The sequence below is a fragment of the Stenotrophomonas sp. YJH_SMC_4 genome (genome assembly GCF_059371575.1).
This window is the reverse complement of record NZ_JCAFUR010000001.1, coordinates 182,268-198,223: the sequence shown is the minus strand read 5'-3', so window position 1 is coordinate 198,223 and position 15,956 is coordinate 182,268. Positions and strand designations below refer to the sequence as shown.

Genomic DNA, 15,956 nt, shown 5'->3' with positions numbered 1-15,956 from the left:
TTAATCCCCTCCGTCCCCTTTTTGTATGATCGCCCCCTGCGCATTGGGGAATGTTCATGGACGTACAGGCAGGCGGCAACGCGCCGCCCACGAAATGGGGATGGCGTTATCTGGCGTGGGCCGGGGTGCCGTTGCTGGCCGGCGTGCTGCTGGCGCGGTATGCCGGGCCGGCGGCGCCCGAGATGGTCGCCCGTGCCACGGTTGCTGCCGAAGGCAGCTGGGCGCAGCATCTGGCGTCACCGCTGGGCCTCTTCCTGCTGCAGCTGCTGGTGCTGTTGCTGGTAGCCAAGGGCGCCGGTGCATTGCTGAAGCGGCTGGGCCAGCCGGCGGTGATTGGCGAGATGGCGGCCGGCCTGATGATGGGCCCGCTGGTGCTCGGCAGCCTGCTGCCGCAGTTGCATGGTGCGCTGTTCCCGGCCAGTTCGCTGGGCCCGCTGGGCATGCTCAGCCAGCTGGGCGTGCTGATGTTCCTGCTGGTGGCCGGTGCCGAGCTGGACCTGGCGGCACTGCGCGGCCGCCGGCGTTTCGCCTTCACGGTCAGCCATGCCGGCATCGCGGTGCCGTTCGTGCTCGGCGTCGCGTTGGCGATCTGGCTGTATCCGCAGCACGGCCCGCAGGGCGTGGGCTTCACTGCCTTCGCACTTTTCGTCGGTATTTCGATGAGCATCACCGCGTTCCCGGTGCTGCTGCGCATCCTTGCCGACCGCGGCATCGCGCAGACGTCGCTGGGGCAGACCGCCATCGCGTGCGCGGCATTGGGCGATGCCACCGCATGGTGCCTGCTGGCACTGATCGTGGCGGCTGCACAGGCCAGTGGATGGCTGTCGGCCAGCCTCAACCTGCTGTGCGTGGTCGCCTTCGTGGCGCTGATGCTGGGGCTGGTGAAGCCGTGGTTCGCCCGCCAGCAGATCGCGCCGGGCCGTGAGGGGCGCTGGCTGCTCGGCATCCTGCTGCTGTCGTTGGGTAGTGCCCTGATCACCGAAATGCTGGGCATCCACGCGCTGTTCGGTGCCTTCGCGGCGGGCGTGGCGGTATCGTCCAACGCGCAGCTGCGCGACCTGTTGATGGCCCGCGTCGAACCGTTCGCGGTGACGCTGCTGCTGCCGTTGTTCTTCGCCATGACCGGGTTGCGCATGCGCGCCGATGCGCTGCAGGCCAGCGACATCGTGCTGTGCGTAGTGGTGATCGCGGTGGCCACGACCGGCAAGCTGCTGGGCACCTTCAGTGCCGCGCGCAGTGCCGGCATGCCCACGCGCGAGGCGTGGCGGTTGGGCGCGCTGATGAACACCCGCGGCCTGATGGAGCTGATCGTGCTCAACCTGGGTTACGAACTGGGCCTGCTCGGCGACCGCCTGTTCGCGGTGCTGGTGATCATGGCGCTGGTGACCACGGCGATGACCGGGCCGCTGCTGAACCTGATCGAGCGTCGCAGGGCTTGAGCGTTGAACGGTGGTGCCGGCCGCTGGCCGGCAACCTCATGATGCTGGACACACCTGCATGGATGCCGGCCAATGGCCGGCACTACCGCGCCGGCACCAGCGTCATCGTGTGCTGTGCCTTGCCGGGCAGGAAGGGCGTCGGCCGTCCATGCACCCAGTCCTCGTGGCCGGCGCCCCAATAAGGTGACAGTGGATGGCCGCTCTGGCCGCCCGGCATGTGCACGATGCCGTCGGCCTCGTGGCCGGGCGAGACCACCATGCGCTCGGAAGCACCGAAGTTCGGCGTCTGCACGCGTGGCATGTCACGGTCGCCGGGCAGCTGGTCGGCGGGCATGCACAGCCAGCGCTTGGCGATGCCCGGCAGCGCCCGTGCGATGGGGTGGCAGATCGCCGCAGTGTTGCGTTCGCCCCAGCTGCGCTTGGACAGCGGTCCCGGCTTGGCCAGCTCGCTCTCGGTACGGCGTGCCGCGTCGATCAGCAGCGCATCCCAGCTGTCGAAGGCCGGTGGCAGCAGATGGGCCGGACGCTGTTGCAGCATCGGCCAGGCCACGCCTTCCAGCTGCGCCAGTCGCGGGTCGAGGTAGTCATCACCCAGCTGCGCATTGGCCGGTGCCAGCAGTGCATCGGACAACGTCTCCATCACCTGGGTGCGGAATTCACGTACTACCCGGTAGCTGACCGAACTGGCCGCGGCACGACCGCCCCATTGATGGCTGACTTCCTTCAAACGCTTCAGTGCAGGGTCGTCACTGCGCTCGATGACGTCGTGCAGCAGGGCCCACCAGCGCTGCAGGAACACCGCGCGATCGTCGAGCTGGATCGCCAGCAGGTCGTGCTCGTCGAAACGGTCCTGGATGGCGAGCAGATCACGGATCTGCCGCGCGCGGGCGCCAAGGTCATAACCACCGTTGCCGACATTGGCCAGTGCCTCGCCGTCGAGGACGCGGCCGTTGGCGGTCCACAGGCGATGGTTCGGTGGGTCGATCAATGCCGGCGAGGCGTCGCTGCGGATCGGCCAGGGGGCGCAGTCCTGGTTGTTGGCGGCGGTGAAGCCGGCCGGTGCACAGCCCGGACCGCGGTCGGGGCGGGCGCCGATCAGGCGCCAGGCGATGCGTCCGCTGCGGTCGCCGACCACCAGGTTCTGTGCGGGGATGCCGGCGTGGTCGGCGAAGCGCAGGGCAGCGTCCAGGTCACCGGCGCGCGCCAGGTCACCGAAGTCCAGCCGCACCGCGCCGGGCAGGTGGGCGACCCAACGCAGCGCATCGCCACTGCCATCGGCATGCGTGTGCAGGATCGGCCCCCAGGCGGTTTCGCGTACCGGGAACCGCACATCGCCCTGGCCGGCCACGGCGATGCGTTCTTCATGCACGGTCACCGTGGCGTTGGCTGGTTCAGTGCGGTAATCGGCGGTGTCTATGTAACTGTTGGTGAAGCCCCAGGCGACGTGGCCATTGCTGCCGACGATCACCGCCGGCAGGCCAGGCAGCGAGAAGCCGGTGACGTCGACCTGGCCGCCAGCGGCCTGTGGATCGGGGTAGCGCAGGCGCACGCGGAACCACAGGCCCGGCGCGCGCAGGCCCAGGTGCATGTCGTCGGCGACGATCGCGCGACCGTCCGCGGTAAGCGCACCGGCCACCGCGAAGTTGTTGCTGCCGACGGCGTCGACCTCTTCCTGCGCGGTGCCGGATTTTCCCTTCAATGTGCGCAGGTCGAGCTGGCTGGCATCGGGCAGGGCGGCGTTGCCGGTGGGTTCGCCGAACAGCGGTGCATCCCATTCGGTGCCGTCGTGGGCGATCAATGTGTACAGCGCCGGCGGCACCACTGCGCGGATGCGGCTCAGTGCAAGCTCGGTCTGGTTGCCGGGGTCCTGCAGGTCGGCGTACATGGCCAGCCCGGTCAGCACGCTGTCGCTGGCCTGCCACGGTTGCGGCGACTGCCGCAGCAGCAGGTAGGCCCATGGCCGCACGGAGAGGCCGGCCAGGCCCTCATTGACCCCACCGACATAGGCGCTCACGGCGTCGACGTTGTCGCCCAGCGCAGCCTGCATGTTCGCCTCGGTGCGCGCGCGCAGCCGATGCACGCGCATGCGCTTGTCGGCATCGATCGCCTTCGGGCCAAACAGTGCGGACAGTTCGCCGGCCGCGCTGCGGCGCATCAGGTCCATCTCGAAATAGCGTTCCTGCGCATGCACGCGGCCCAATGCGCGCATCGCGTCGGCCTGGCTGGTGGCGGTGATGGTGACCACGCCCAGCGCATCGCGCTCGATGGTGACCGGCCTGGCCAGGCCGGGCAGCGCATGCTCGCCGTCCAGGTCGGCCAGGCTGCCGCGCAGCAGCAGCCACAGGACCAGTGCGGTGACCAGCACGATGGCGACCAACACGCCCAGCACCCAACGCCATGTACGTCGCATCGCACGTCCTTTCCGAACTCGTGGGCCGATTGTAGCCGCAGGCGCAACTGCGACTGATTCCGATTAGATCACCGTATTTTGAAATGCGGCACCCTATGCCGCATCGATTCACAGGAGCCCCCCATGAAAGGCAATCCGGACGTCATCGCCTGCCTGAAGGAACTGCTGCGCGGCGAGCTTGCTGCCCGCGACCAGTACTTCATCCATTCCCGCCGCTACGAGGACCAGGGCCTGTTCGCGCTGTACGAACGCCTGAACCACGAGATGGAAGAGGAAACCCAGCACGCCGATGCGCTGCTGCGCCGGATCCTGTTCCTGGGCGGCGACCCGGACATGCGCCCGCATGCCACCGAGCCGGGCAAGACCGTGGAAGAGATGCTGCAGAAGGATCTCGACACTGAATACGCGGTTCGGAACAATCTCGCCGCCGGCATGAAGCTGTGCGAGGAGAAGGGTGACTACGTGAGCCGCGACATCCTGTTGGCCCAGCTGAAGGACACCGAGGAAGACCACGCCTGGTGGCTGGAGCAGCAGCTGGGCCTGATCAAGCGCATCGGCCTGGAGCTGTACCAGCTGAGCAAGATCGACGGCAACGGCGCCCCGGCGCACTGAGCCGGAGGTGGCGCCGGGCAATTCCCGGCGACCACCCGGTAGAGCCGACCGCTGGTCGGCTGCTTTTCGGTAGAGCAGCCGACTGACAGTCGGCTCTACCAGGAGCAAAAGGCAGCCGACCAGCGGTCGGCTCTACCGGCAGCACAGCGTTCTGTCGCCCGCCAGCACCGGAGCACCGCCAGCCAGCCTTCGCCAGCCAGCCGCTCCACCGCCCGCCAGCCGACAACGAAAAAGCCGGGGAATGCCCCGGCTTTTTCGTGTCTGATCTCCCGCAAGGCGTGTCAACCAAGGTTGACACCCGCCAGGGGCAGGGCCCAGCCCTTATTCCACCGACAGCCCTTCCACCTTCTGCCAGCCGCGCGGCAGCAGGTGGCCGCGGGTGGCGCGGGCGCCGAGGTAGGCGTCGAGCTCGTTGAACTTCAGCCCCATCGTGCGCTGACCGCTGCGCACCTGCAGGGTCTGCCCCGGGCTGATCGCCACGATGGCGACCACGCGTTCAGTGGCGAGCTTGGCCTTCGGGATCTCGATGATCTTGTTGCCCTTGCCCTTGTCCAGTTCCGGCAGGTCGTTGGCGGCGATGGCCAGCAGGTTGCCGGAACTGGTCACCGCCACGATGCGGTCGGTGGCCACGTTGGCGACCATCGACGGGGTGAGCACCGACGAGCCGGACGACAGGTTCAGCATCGCCTTGCCGGCCTTGTTGCGACCGATCAGGTTCTCGAAGCGGGTGACGAAGCCGTAGCCATGGCTGGAGGCCAGCACGAAGCGGGCATCCGGCTCGGCACTGGCCAGGGTCACGAAGCTGGTGCCCGGTGCCGGCGAGAAGCGGCCGGTCAGCGGTTCACCGTTGCCACGCGCGGAGGGCAGGGTGTGCACCGGTGTCGAGTAGGCGCGGCCCTCGCTGTCGAGGAACGCGACCTGCTGGGTGCTGCGCGCACGCACTGCACCCTGCAGGGCATCGCCGTCGCGGTAGGAGAGGGCGGACGCATCGACGTCGTGGCCCTTGGCGGCACGGATCCAGCCCTTTTCCGACAGCACCACGGTCATCGGCTCGCTCGGCACCAGCTCGGTCTCGTCGATGGCCTGCGCGGCCTGGCGCTGCACCAGCGGCGAACGGCGCGCGTCGCCGAACTTCTTGGCGTCGGCCGTCAGTTCGTCGCGGATCAGCTTCTTCAGCTTGGCTTTGCTGTCGAGGATGCCGAGGATCTTCTCGCGTTCCTTGGCCAGCTCGTCCTGCTCGCCGCGGATCTTCATCTCTTCCAGGCGGGCCAGCTGCTTCAGCTTGGTTTCCAGGATGTACTCGGCCTGTTCCTCGGACAGGCCGAAGCGCGCGATCAGCGCCGCCTTCGGTTCGTCCTCGGTACGGATGATGTGGATCACCTCGTCCAGGTTGAGGAAGGCGACCAGCAGGCCTTCCAGCAGGTGCAGGCGGCGCTCGACCTTCTGCAGGCGGTGCTGCAGGCGGCGGGTGACGGTGTTGCTGCGGAAGGTCAGCCATTCGCTGAGCAGCATCTTCAGGTTCTTCACCTGCGGACGGCCGTCCAGCCCGATCACGTTGAGGTTGACGCGGTAGCTGCGCTCCAGGTCCGTGGTCGCGAACAGGTGGCCCATCAGCTGGTCGGCGTCGACGCGGTTGGAACGTGGCACCAGCACCACGCGCACCGGGTTGGCGTGGTCGGATTCGTCGCGGATGTCTTCCAGCCACGGCAGCTTCTTGGCGCGCATCTGCGCGGCGATCTGCTCGATCACCTTCGACGGCGACACCTGGAACGGCAGCGCCGTCACCACGATGTTGTTGGCTTCCTTGTTGAAGGTCGCACGCGCACGCACGCTGCCGTTGCCGGTCTCGTAGATGTTCCGCAGATCGTTGGCGGCGGTGATGATCTCGGCGCTGGACGGGTAGTCCGGGCCCTGCACGTGCTCGCACAGGTCGCGCACGGTCGCATCGGGGTTGTCCAGCAGGTGCAGCAGTGCGCTGACGATCTCGTTGAGATTGTGCGGCGGCACGTCGGTGGCCATGCCCACGGCGATGCCGGTGGTGCCGTTCAGCAGCAGGTGCGGCAGCCGCGCTGGCATCCAGGTCGGTTCCTGCAGGGTGCCGTCGAAGTTCGGTGCCCAGTCGGTGGTGCCCTGGCCCAGTTCGCCCAGCAGTACTTCGGCGATCGGGGTCAGCTTGGATTCGGTGTAACGCATCGCCGCGAACGACTTCGGGTCATCGCTGGAGCCGAAGTTGCCCTGGCCCTCGATCAGCGGGTAGCGGTACGAGAACGGCTGCGCCATCAGCACCAGCGCCTCGTAGCACGCGCTGTCGCCGTGCGGGTGGTACTTACCGATGACGTCACCGACGGTGCGCGCGGACTTCTTCGGCTTGGACGCGGCATTCAGGCCCAGCTCGCTCATCGAATAGATGATGCGGCGCTGCACCGGCTTCAGGCCGTCGCCGATGAACGGCAGGGCGCGGTCCAGGACCACGTACATCGAGTAGTCGAGGTAGGCGCGTTCGGCGTACTCGCGCAGCGGCAGTTGTTCGAATCCGTGGAACACGGGGCGGGCAAGTTCGGTCATGCGGCGTTGTTACCTATGTCGGGAGGCGGCGACGGCGGTCGCCGCTCGCAATCCTGTGATTATCCGGATGCGGCGGGGGATGCCAAGCCACGTGCAGGGTCCAGCCCGGTTTCGAGGCCATGCCCGGCCCGCGCCAGATAGCGCCCCGGTGGCAGCCCGAAGTGGCGGCGGAACACGGTGACGAAGGCACTGGCGCTGCTGAAGCCCAGTGCATGGGCGATGTCGGCCACGCTGCGGCCATCGGTCAGCTGGCGCAGGGCTTCGGACAGGCGGGCCTGTTGCCGCCACTGGGCGAAGCTGAGCGTGGTCTCGTCGCGGAAGTGACGGGTCAGGCTGCGCGGCGACAGGCCGGCCCAATGCGCCCATTCGGCCAGGCTGCGCTCGTCGGACGGGTCGGCCAGCAGCTGCGAGGCGATCTTCAGCAGGCGCCGGTCGTGCGGCATCGGCAGGTGCATGCGCTGGCGCGGCGCGGTGCGGATCTCGTCCAGCAGCACCTCGATGATGTGCTGGCGCTCGGGCGTGGTGTCATAGCCCAGCGGCCATTCGCAGATGCGGTCGGCCAGCGCCTGCGCCAGCTTGGACAGGCCCAGTACGCAGGGATCGGCGGGCAGGGTGGCGCAGGCCGGCGCGGCCAGTGCCATGCCCCAGCCGCGCAGCGGACCGTCCAGGGTCACCGTATGCGGCTCCAGCGGCGGCATCCAGCCGGCCGAGCCCGGCGCCAGCGACCACGTCCCGTGCGAGGTGCGGGTGGTCAGCAGGCCACGCTCGACACAGATCAGCTGGGCGCGCTGGTGGTGGTGCCAGTCCACTTCCCGGACCAGCCCCTGCGGGCTGTCGAAGCGGAAAGCGACCACCGGTGGGCCATCGTTGCGCTCGAACCAATCCAGTGCGTCGTCCCTGAGCAGGCGCTTGGGAGCGGGAATTTCTGCCTTGTTCATCATGTCCGCTGGCTGAAATGTGTCATCCATTGTCTGAATTGTACTACCGGGCCACCTGACCAGATCATTAAGGTAGGCGCCTTCATTGATCCAGCCCACTGCTGCAACACAGCATTCGATGCCAGATCGAATATTTCCATTGAGAAATATTTTTTTTGGAAGAGAATGCTCCCCCATGATCTGTCCTGCAACCACTCCCCCCAGTTTCGGCCTGCTGCTGCGCCAGGTGCGCGACGGCCTGGTCCGGCAACTCGACGCGTCCATGGCTGAAGAAGACCTGGGTATCGGCTTCACCCACTACATCGGGTTGAAGGTGCTCTCGCACATGGCCCCGTGCACGGCCAACGAACTGGCCCAGGCCATCGACCAGGTACCCAGCGCAGTCACCCGCCTGCTGGACAAGCTCGAGGCACTGGGCTGCGTCCGCCGCGAACCGCATGCGCAGGACCGGCGTGCGCTGCAGATCGTGCTGACCGATGAAGGCCGCGCATTGTGGGCGCGGTTGAAGCTGCGTGGCGACGCGGTGATGGATTACGCCCTGCGTGATCTTTCCGCCGACGAGCGCACGCTGCTGCTGTCCCTCCTTACCCGAATCCGCGATTCCCTGACGACCCCATGAACCCGATCCCGCATTCCACTCTCCTCCGGTCCGGGCGCGCGCTGCTGGTGTCAGCGCTGGCCCTGGCCCTGGCCGCCTGCGCCAGCAGTCGTGGCCTCAACCCGCAGGGCCACGTGCTTGACGTGGACAGCCTGCACAGCGAACGCACCCTGGCCGACACCGACCTCAGCGCCACCGGCTTCCCGGCGCAGGACTGGTGGAAGGCGCTGGGCGATGCGCAGCTGGACGCGCTGGTCGCCGAGGGCCTGGCCGGCCACCCGAGCCTGGACGCCGCCGACGCGCGCCTGCACCAGGCCCAGGCCCAGGTCGGCACCGCACGTGCCGATGAGCTGCCCAGCCTGTCGGTGTCCGGTGGCTATACCGGGCTGCGCCTGCCTGAGTCGATGGCAGGCAGCGAGATCGGTGGCCATTACGCCGGCAGCAGCCAGGTCGCCTTCGACTTCAGCTATGGCGTGGACCTGTGGGGCGGCAAGCGCGCCGCCTGGGAAGCGGCGGTGGACGGCGCGCATGCGGCCACCGTCGAGGCCCAGGCCGCACGCCTGAACCTGTCCACCGGCATCACCCAGGCCTATGCCGACCTGGCCTACGCCTGGCAGCTCAACGATGTGGCCGAGGAAGAGCTGGCCCGTTCGCAGAAGTCGCTGGAACTGACCCGCCAGCGCCGCCGCGCCGGCATCGACAGCGATCTGCAGGTGCGCCAGGCCGAGGCCCGCGTACCGGCGGCGCAGCAGCAGGTGCAGGCCGCACAGCAGCGGATCGACGCGGCCCGCACCGCACTGGCCGCGCTGGTCGGCAAGGGCCCGGACCGTGGCCTGTCGATCCAGCGCCCGCAGCCGCTGAACCCGGTGGCGCTGCAGCTGCCGGGCGTGCTGCCCAGCGAACTGCTGGGCCGTCGCCCCGACATCGTTGCCGCACGCTGGCGCGTTGAAGCGGCCGACAAGCAGATCAAGGTTGCCAAGACAAGGTTCTACCCGAGCTTCAACCTGACCGCGCTGGCCGGCGTGGTCGCCCCGAACGTGGGCGACCTGCTGAAGAGCAGCTCCACCTTCGCCTACATCGGCCCGGCGCTGAGCCTGCCGATCTTCGAAGGCGGCAAGCTGCGCGCCAACCTGGCCAACACCGATGCGCAGTACGACCTGGCGGTGGCCAACTACAACCAGGCCGTGCTCGACGCACTGCGCGACGTCGCCGACCAGGTCAACGCGGTGCGCTCGCTGGCGCAGCAGGCGCACTCGCAGCAGCAGGCGGTGGATACCGCACGCTCGGCCTTCGACCTGGCCCAGCAGCGTTACCGCGCCGGCATCGGCAGCTACCTGGACGTGCTGACCGCGCAGTCCACCCTGCTGCAGTCGCAGCAGCAGCTGGCCGGCCTGCAGTCGCAGCAGGTGCAGTCCTCGGTGCGCCTGAGCAAGGCGCTGGGCGGTGGTTTCCAGCCCGCTGACGCCGACCGCGCACCGATCGCCTCCCATTCCGATTCCTCGCATTCCTGAAGACGCCCGCCATGAGCCAGACCCAAGACACCGCGGCCCCGGCCGCCCCCAATCGCCGCGGCAACCTGCTGCGCGGCCTGTTCGTGATCGTCGTGCTGCTGCTTGCCGCACTGGCGCTGTGGTACTTCATGTTCGGCCGTTGGTTCGAAGAGACCGACGATGCCTACGTGCAGGGCAACCAGGTGCAGATCACCCCGCTGGTGGCCGGTACCGTGGTCGCCATCAACGCCGATGACGGCATGCGCGTGGAGCGCGGCCAGCTGCTGGTGCAGCTGGACCCGTCCGACACCGCGGTGGCACTGCAGCAGGCCGAAGCCAACCTGGCCAAGACGGTGCGCCAGACCCGCGGTCTGTACCGCAGCGTGGAAGGCGCCCAAGCGGACTTGAACGCCCGCCAGGTGACCCTGAAGCGCGTGCGCGAAGACTTCGCCCGCCGCAAGGACCTGGCCGCCACCGGCGCCATTTCCAACGAAGAACTGGCCCACGCCCGTGACGAGCTGGCTGCCGCCGAAGCGGCCGTGGCCGGCTCGCGCGAGACCGTCGAGCGCAACCGCGCGCTGGTCGACGACACCGTGATCGCCACCCAGCCGGACGTGCAGGCGGCTGCCGCGCAGCTGCGCCAGGCCTTCCTCAACAACGCCCGCGCCGGCATCGTCGCGCCGGTCACCGGCTACGTCGCCCGGCGTTCGGTGCAGGTCGGCCAGCGCGTGCAGCCGGGCAATGCCCTGATGGCCGTGGTGCCGACCGAGCAGATGTGGGTCGAGGCCAACTTCAAGGAAACCCAGCTGCGCCACATGCGCCTGGGCCAGGAAGTGGAACTGAAGTCGGACCTGTACGCCGGTGACGTGAAGTACAAGGGCCGCATCCAGAGCCTTGGCCTGGGCACCGGCTCCGCGTTCTCGCTGCTGCCGGCGCAGAACGCCAGCGGCAACTGGATCAAGATCGTGCAGCGCGTGCCGGTGCGCATCGCCATCGATGCCAAGCAGCTGGCCGAACACCCGCTGCGCATCGGCCTGTCGATGAAGGCTGAAGTGAGCCTGCGCGACCAGAAGGGTGAAGTGCTGCCGAGCACTCCGGCCAAGGGCACGGTGTTCGACACCGACGTGTATGCCAAGCAGCTGCATGATGCCGACGAGGTGATCCACACGATCATCCAGGGCAACCTGCCGCAGCAGCAGGCGAAGGTGGGCTGAGGTCGCCATGTCCGCACAAGCTCCAGCCGCGCCCGGCGCTCCGGGCGCACCGGCGGCGCCGGGTGCGGCCTCCGGGTTCCTGCCGCCCAGCGTCGCACTGTGCACCGTGGGCCTGGCGATGGCCTCGTTCATGCAGGTGCTCGACACCACCATCGCCAACGTCTCGCTGCCGACCATCGCCGGCAATCTCGGCGCCAGTTCGCAGCAGGCGACCTGGGTCATCACCTCGTTCGCGGTCAGCACGGCCATCGCGCTGCCGCTGACCGGCTGGCTCAGCCGCCGCTTCGGCGAACGCAAGCTGTTCGTCTGGGCCACGCTGGCCTTCGTCATCACCTCGCTGCTGTGCGGCCTGGCGCAGAGCATGGGCATGCTGGTGCTGTCGCGTGCGCTGCAGGGGTTCGTTGCCGGCCCGATGTACCCGATCACGCAGTCGCTGCTGGTCTCGATCTATCCGCGCGAGAAACGCGGGCAGGCATTGGCACTGCTGGCGATGATCACGGTGGTTGCGCCGATCTGTGGCCCGATCCTTGGTGGCTGGATCACCGACAACTACAGCTGGGAGTGGATCTTCCTGATCAACGTGCCGCTGGGCATCTTCGCTGCGCTGGTGGTCGGCAACCAGCTGAAGGGGCGACCGGAGCAGATCGAGAAGCCGAAGATGGACTACGTCGGCCTGGTCACCTTGGTGATCGGCGTCGGTGCGCTTCAGCTGGTCCTCGACCTGGGCAACGACGAGGACTGGTTCTCGTCGATGAAGATCGTGGTGCTGGCCTGCGTAGCGGTGGTGACGCTGACGGTGTTCCTGATCTGGGAGCTGACCGACAAGGATCCGATCGTTGACCTGAAGCTGTTCCGGCACCGCAACTTCCGCGCCGGTACGCTGGCGATGGTGGTGGCCTACGCGGCGTTCTTCAGCGTGGCGCTGCTGATCCCGCAGTGGCTGCAGCGTGACATGGGCTACACCGCGATCTGGGCGGGCCTGGCGACGGCACCGATCGGCATCCTGCCGGTGATCATGACCCCGTTCGTGGGCAAGTATGCGTCGCGCTTCGATATGCGCATGCTGGCCACGGTCGCGTTCATCGTGTTGTCGATGACCAGCTTCCTGCGATCGAACTTCAACCTGCAGGTGGACTACATGCACGTGGCCGGCGTACAGCTGATCATGGGCATCGGCGTCGCGCTGTTCTTCATGCCGGTGCTGCAGATCCTGCTGTCGGACCTGGATGGACGCGAGATCGCGGCGGGCTCCGGCCTGGCCACGTTCCTGCGTACGCTGGGTGGCAGTTTCGCGGCGTCGCTGACGACGTGGCTGTGGGCGCGGCGCACCCAGGTGCACCATGCCGACCTGACCGAGCATATCTCGGCCTATCAGCCGGGCATGCAGGACCAGGTCACCGCGATGGGGCAGGGCGACCTGCAGCACGGCGCAGCGGTACTGAACAACATGATCAACCACCAGGCATCGCAGATGGGCTTCAACGACATCTTCTTCCTGCTGGGCTGGATCTTCCTGGCGATCATTACGTTCCTGTGGCTGGCCAAGCCGCCATTCGGCGCAGGCGCAGGTGCGGCCGCCGGTGGTGGACACTGAAACTCCCTGGAAACACCGTGCTGTACTTTGACCCCGCCGCGAGGCGGGGTTTTTGTTGGGGTGACGCTGGTCGCACGGGCATTGCCATCGGGCTGGTGCAGCGGCGCAGGTTCAGCGCGTGCGATAGACGCGCTTGAACACCAACCGATCACGGAACAATCGGGAAATGGCCCACATGCCCGCCACAAGTACGGCGCCACACGTGAGCCAGCCGGCAGTGGCCTGCAATCGGCTGCCGACCAGGGCGCCGCAGATGATGGCGGCGACAAAGACGAGCATTACGGCCTCCTTTGATGCGCCGTAGTGGACCTCGGCCTGGCATCCCACGCATACGCTTACGCCGTGGTTCGAGCCGGTATGGCAGTGTGGGCAGATGATGCTGCGCTGCATTGGTGCGTCCTTTTGGGGAGAGGAGGGGCGCTGGTCAGGTCGTGGCGATACACCTGCAACCGGCTCCCGCAAATCTGCCTCCCACCGAAAAGGAATCGGGTGGATCTCGACTAGGAAAAGTACGAATTGAATGGGGAACGTGAAATGCGCCCCAAAAGGGGGCCGTTCAAGGTCTGGTGACGACGCGCCCGGAGGAGGTATGCACCCGCAGACGACGCCCGGGCGGTGCGAGATACGACAGTCCGAGTGGCGGTTGCGATGCCAGGATCGCCAAACCCCGGAAACGAAAAAACCCGCTTTCGCGGGTTTGATCATCTTGAGTCGTGGTGCCCAGGAGAGGACTCGAACCTCCACGGTTTTACCCGCTAGTACCTGAAACTAGTGCGTCTACCAATTCCGCCACCTGGGCGACTCAGGAGATGAATTGTGCGGGAAGGCAGAGAGTGTGTCAACAACATTTCACACATTTTTCTGCGGCTGCACGCCCAGGTGAAGCAGCAGGCTGCGCATCGCCGGTGACAGCTGCGCCCATTCGGCGAAACAGGCGCACAGGCGGCGCTGTGCCCACGCATCTGCAAGCGGAACCGCGACAGTACGGGTATTGCGTCGATGCTGGCGGGCGATGGTACGCGGCACGATGCCGACACCAATGCCGTGGCCGACCATGATGCACACGCCTTCGAACGTCTTCATGCGGATGCGCACGTCCAGGCGTCGCCCGATGTCGCGTGCCTGGTCTTCGATGTAGGCCTGCAGTGCATTGCCGTCGGTCAGCGCGACGAAGGTCTCGCCGGCAACATCGGCGAAGGCTACGCTGCGCCGCGATGCGAAGCGGTGTTCCGCAGGCAGCAGCATCACCAGTGGATCTTCGGCGACCACGTGCTGCTGCAGGCCGGCAGCGTCGACCGCATCACTGATGATGCCGGCTTCGGCCTGGCCAGCGTTGATCGCACGCACGACTTCGGGGCTGGTGCGCTCCAGCAGTTCCACGTGTAGGCGCGGGCGTTCGGCCAGCCACGGTGCCAGCCGCGAAGGCAGGTAGTTGGTCAGTGCTGCGGTGTTGGCATACAGATGCAGTGTGCCGCGCGCGCCGTGCGCGAACGCCTGCAGTTCACCGCGCAGCTGCGCCTGCTGCTGCAGGATCAATCGTGCATGGTGGGCGAGGGCGGCGCCGGCTTCGGTCAGGCTGACGCCGCGGGGGTGCCGGTTCACCAACGCGGTGCCGGCATCGGCTTCGATCGTGCGCAGGCGTTCGCTGGCCGACGCCAGTGCCAGGTTTGCCTGCGCTGCGCCGGCCGTGATGCTGCCCGCCTCGGCAATCGCCAGGAACAGGCGCAGGTCGGCGATATCCATCCGCATGTGATGCCCTCATCGCAACGGCTGCGCCTTCGGATCAGTCGAAGGCAAGTCCGGAAACACCGCATTGTGCGCCGAGCGGCCCGCCGATCCAATGAAGGCATGAATGAATCGATGTACTTCTACGTGCTGCTGGTGGTGGTGTTCGTGCTGGCCGGTGTGGTCAAGGGTGTGACTGGGATGGGGTTGCCGACGGTGGCGATGGGGCTGCTGGGCAGCACGCTGTCGCCGGTGGCGGCGGCGTCGATGCTGTTCATTCCCACTTTCGTCACCAATGCGTGGCAGCTGTTGTCCGGGCCGTCACTGGACCGCATCGTGCGGCGCCTGTGGCCGATGATGCTGGCCGTGGTGGTGGTGACGCTGGGCTCGGCCGCGCTGCTGGTGCGGGTCGATCGCACTTGGTCGCGCGTTGCGCTGGGCGTGGCATTGGTGGTCTATGCCGCCTATGCGTTGCTTGCGCCGGTGTTCCGCGTGCAGCAGCGGCGCGAGCGTTGGCTGGGGCCGCTGGTGGGGGCGTTGTCGGGCGTGGTGACCGGCGCCACCGGCGTGTTCGTGATGCCGGCGGTGCCATACCTGCAGTCGCTGGGGTTGCAGCGCGAGGAGCTGGTGCAGGCGCTGGGCCTGGCGTTCACGGTGTCAACGATTTCGCTGACCGCCGGCCTGGTGCTGCACGGCGCATTCGGCATCCAGCAGCTGGGGCTGAGTGCGCTGGCGGTGCTGCCGGCATTGCTGGGCATGTGGCTGGGGCAGGTGATCCGGCAGCGCATCAGTGCGAGGGTGTTCCGGGGCTGCTTCCTGGGTTTCCTGCTGCTGCTCGGGCTGGAACTGGTGCTGCGGCCGCTGCTCTGATGCCGGATTCCGGGCATGAAAAAACCCGCTCTCGCGGGTTTTTCTCATTCTCGACGTGGTGCCCAGGAGAGGACTCGAACCTCCACGGTTTTACCCGCTAGTACCTGAAACTAGTGCGTCTACCAATTCCGCCACCTGGGCGTCGAGGAGCGAGATTATGGGGTGTTGTTACGGGGGTGTCAACACTTTTTCTGGATCCGGTGTCGGACCTCGTTTCGCGTGCGGAGCGGGCTCTGACCCCATCTCACTCGCTTGGGGTCGGAGCGCTTTCCTTCGGAAAGAAATTCGGCCCCGTTGCTGGATTGCAGGCAAAAAAAATCCCCGCCGAAGCGAGGAGTTTTTTCGTTGGTGCCCAGGAGAGGACTCGAACCTCCACGGTTTTACCCGCTAGTACCTGAAACTAGTGCGTCTACCAATTCCGCCACCTGGGCGTTCCAGAGGCGCAATTGTGAAGATGAATCCGCAGGCTGTCAACGACTTCCTGAATATTTTTCACGCAAG

At 67.0% G+C, this 15,956-nt stretch carries 12 protein-coding genes and 3 tRNA genes; 7 read left to right on the top strand and 8 right to left on the bottom strand.

Annotated features, from left to right (window positions below; all coding sequences use genetic code 11):
• Positions 1-50: 50 nt before the first annotated feature.
• Positions 51-1,439, top strand: coding sequence for a cation:proton antiporter domain-containing protein (locus AC5P9F_RS01050; protein ID WP_262101697.1), 1,389 nt, complete (start codon positions 51-53; stop codon positions 1,437-1,439).
• Between the two features lie 82 nt (positions 1,440-1,521).
• Here the strand turns inward: AC5P9F_RS01050 and AC5P9F_RS01045 are convergent, their stop codons facing one another.
• Positions 1,522-3,849 carry a penicillin acylase family protein gene (locus AC5P9F_RS01045; protein ID WP_262101696.1) on the bottom strand — a complete coding sequence of 776 codons (2,328 nt, stop codon included), beginning with the start codon at positions 3,847-3,849 and terminating at the stop codon, positions 1,522-1,524.
• A gap of 123 nt (positions 3,850-3,972) precedes the next feature.
• On the opposite strand from AC5P9F_RS01045, the gene bfr reads away from it, so the two are divergent.
• A complete protein-coding gene (gene bfr / locus AC5P9F_RS01040; protein ID WP_005408763.1) occupies positions 3,973-4,461 on the top strand; it encodes a bacterioferritin in 489 nt (162 codons plus the stop codon).
• Positions 4,462-4,782: 321 nt separating this feature from the next.
• On the opposite strand, the gene parC is transcribed toward bfr, so the two are convergent.
• Both parC and AC5P9F_RS01030 read right to left on the bottom strand, forming a co-directional pair.
• Positions 4,783-7,026 (bottom strand): DNA topoisomerase IV subunit A, encoded by a 2,244-nt coding sequence (gene parC / locus AC5P9F_RS01035; protein WP_024957854.1) that lies wholly within the window; start codon positions 7,024-7,026, stop codon positions 4,783-4,785.
• A 59-nt stretch (positions 7,027-7,085) separates the two neighbouring features.
• On the bottom strand, positions 7,086-7,967 hold the full coding sequence (locus AC5P9F_RS01030) for a helix-turn-helix domain-containing protein (protein ID WP_005408765.1): 882 nt from the start codon (positions 7,965-7,967) through the stop codon (positions 7,086-7,088).
• Positions 7,968-8,139: 172 nt separating this feature from the next.
• On the opposite strand from AC5P9F_RS01030, the gene emrR reads away from it, so the two are divergent.
• The 4 genes from emrR to emrB are packed head-to-tail and all read left to right on the top strand — an operon-like array spanning position 8,140 to position 12,860.
• Positions 8,140-8,583 carry a multidrug efflux system transcriptional regulator EmrR gene (emrR, locus tag AC5P9F_RS01025; RefSeq protein ID WP_005408766.1) on the top strand — a complete coding sequence of 148 codons (444 nt, stop codon included), beginning with the start codon at positions 8,140-8,142 and terminating at the stop codon, positions 8,581-8,583.
• On the top strand, positions 8,580-10,073 hold the full coding sequence (gene emrC, locus AC5P9F_RS01020) for a multidrug efflux transporter outer membrane subunit EmrC (RefSeq protein WP_043034872.1): 1,494 nt from the start codon (positions 8,580-8,582) through the stop codon (positions 10,071-10,073). The genes emrR and emrC overlap by 4 nt, the downstream gene beginning before the upstream one ends.
• An 11-nt stretch (positions 10,074-10,084) precedes the next feature.
• A complete protein-coding gene (gene emrA, locus AC5P9F_RS01015; RefSeq protein ID WP_005408768.1) occupies positions 10,085-11,266 on the top strand; it encodes a multidrug efflux MFS transporter periplasmic adaptor subunit EmrA in 1,182 nt (393 codons plus the stop codon).
• A 7-nt stretch (positions 11,267-11,273) separates the two neighbouring features.
• The gene (gene emrB / locus AC5P9F_RS01010; protein ID WP_005408769.1) at positions 11,274-12,860 is read left to right on the top strand and encodes a multidrug efflux MFS transporter permease subunit EmrB; all 1,587 of its coding nucleotides are present in this window, start codon (positions 11,274-11,276) and stop codon (positions 12,858-12,860) included.
• Between the two features lie 111 nt (positions 12,861-12,971).
• Here emrB and AC5P9F_RS01005 read toward each other — a convergent pair whose 3' ends face one another.
• The 3 genes from AC5P9F_RS01005 to AC5P9F_RS00995 all read right to left on the bottom strand — a co-directional run bounded on the left by AC5P9F_RS01005 (position 12,972) and on the right by AC5P9F_RS00995 (position 14,609).
• Complete coding sequence (locus AC5P9F_RS01005) at positions 12,972-13,250, bottom strand: hypothetical protein (protein ID WP_111173804.1); 279 nt, start codon at positions 13,248-13,250, stop codon at positions 12,972-12,974.
• A gap of 324 nt (positions 13,251-13,574) precedes the next feature.
• Positions 13,575-13,659: transfer RNA gene (locus AC5P9F_RS01000), tRNA-Leu, on the bottom strand.
• A gap of 50 nt (positions 13,660-13,709) precedes the next feature.
• Positions 13,710-14,609 (bottom strand): LysR family transcriptional regulator, encoded by a 900-nt coding sequence (locus AC5P9F_RS00995; protein WP_114618486.1) that lies wholly within the window; start codon positions 14,607-14,609, stop codon positions 13,710-13,712.
• A gap of 99 nt (positions 14,610-14,708) precedes the next feature.
• Between AC5P9F_RS00995 and AC5P9F_RS00990 the strand changes: the two genes are divergently transcribed.
• Positions 14,709-15,455, top strand: a complete 747-nt coding sequence (locus AC5P9F_RS00990; protein WP_005408772.1) for a sulfite exporter TauE/SafE family protein — start codon at positions 14,709-14,711, stop codon at positions 15,453-15,455.
• A 56-nt stretch (positions 15,456-15,511) separates the two neighbouring features.
• Here AC5P9F_RS00990 and AC5P9F_RS00985 read toward each other — a convergent pair.
• A tRNA-Leu gene (locus AC5P9F_RS00985) sits at positions 15,512-15,596 on the bottom strand.
• A gap of 205 nt (positions 15,597-15,801) precedes the next feature.
• Positions 15,802-15,886: transfer RNA gene (locus AC5P9F_RS00980), tRNA-Leu, on the bottom strand.
• Positions 15,887-15,956: the final 70 nt, after the last annotated feature.

What these genes read in the sequence shown, in the direction of transcription:
- emrB (WP_005408769.1), top strand. Translation starts at nt 11,274, where the DNA reads ATGTCCGCACAAGCTCCAGCCGCGCCCGGCGCTCCGGGCGCACCGGCG.
- bfr (WP_005408763.1), top strand. Translation starts at nt 3,973, where the DNA reads ATGAAAGGCAATCCGGACGTCATCGCCTGCCTGAAGGAACTGCTGCGC.
- AC5P9F_RS01045 (WP_262101696.1), bottom strand. Translation starts at nt 3,849, where the DNA reads ATGCGACGTACATGGCGTTGGGTGCTGGGCGTGTTGGTCGCCATCGTG.
- AC5P9F_RS01030 (WP_005408765.1), bottom strand. Translation starts at nt 7,967, where the DNA reads ATGATGAACAAGGCAGAAATTCCCGCTCCCAAGCGCCTGCTCAGGGAC.
- emrR (WP_005408766.1), top strand. Translation starts at nt 8,140, where the DNA reads ATGATCTGTCCTGCAACCACTCCCCCCAGTTTCGGCCTGCTGCTGCGC.
- emrC (WP_043034872.1), top strand. Translation starts at nt 8,580, where the DNA reads ATGAACCCGATCCCGCATTCCACTCTCCTCCGGTCCGGGCGCGCGCTG.
- AC5P9F_RS01005 (WP_111173804.1), bottom strand. Translation starts at nt 13,250, where the DNA reads ATGCAGCGCAGCATCATCTGCCCACACTGCCATACCGGCTCGAACCAC.
- AC5P9F_RS01050 (WP_262101697.1), top strand. Translation starts at nt 51, where the DNA reads ATGTTCATGGACGTACAGGCAGGCGGCAACGCGCCGCCCACGAAATGG.
- parC (WP_024957854.1), bottom strand. Translation starts at nt 7,026, where the DNA reads ATGACCGAACTTGCCCGCCCCGTGTTCCACGGATTCGAACAACTGCCG.
- AC5P9F_RS00995 (WP_114618486.1), bottom strand. Translation starts at nt 14,609, where the DNA reads ATGCGGATGGATATCGCCGACCTGCGCCTGTTCCTGGCGATTGCCGAG.
- emrA (WP_005408768.1), top strand. Translation starts at nt 10,085, where the DNA reads ATGAGCCAGACCCAAGACACCGCGGCCCCGGCCGCCCCCAATCGCCGC.
- AC5P9F_RS00990 (WP_005408772.1), top strand. Translation starts at nt 14,709, where the DNA reads ATGAATGAATCGATGTACTTCTACGTGCTGCTGGTGGTGGTGTTCGTG.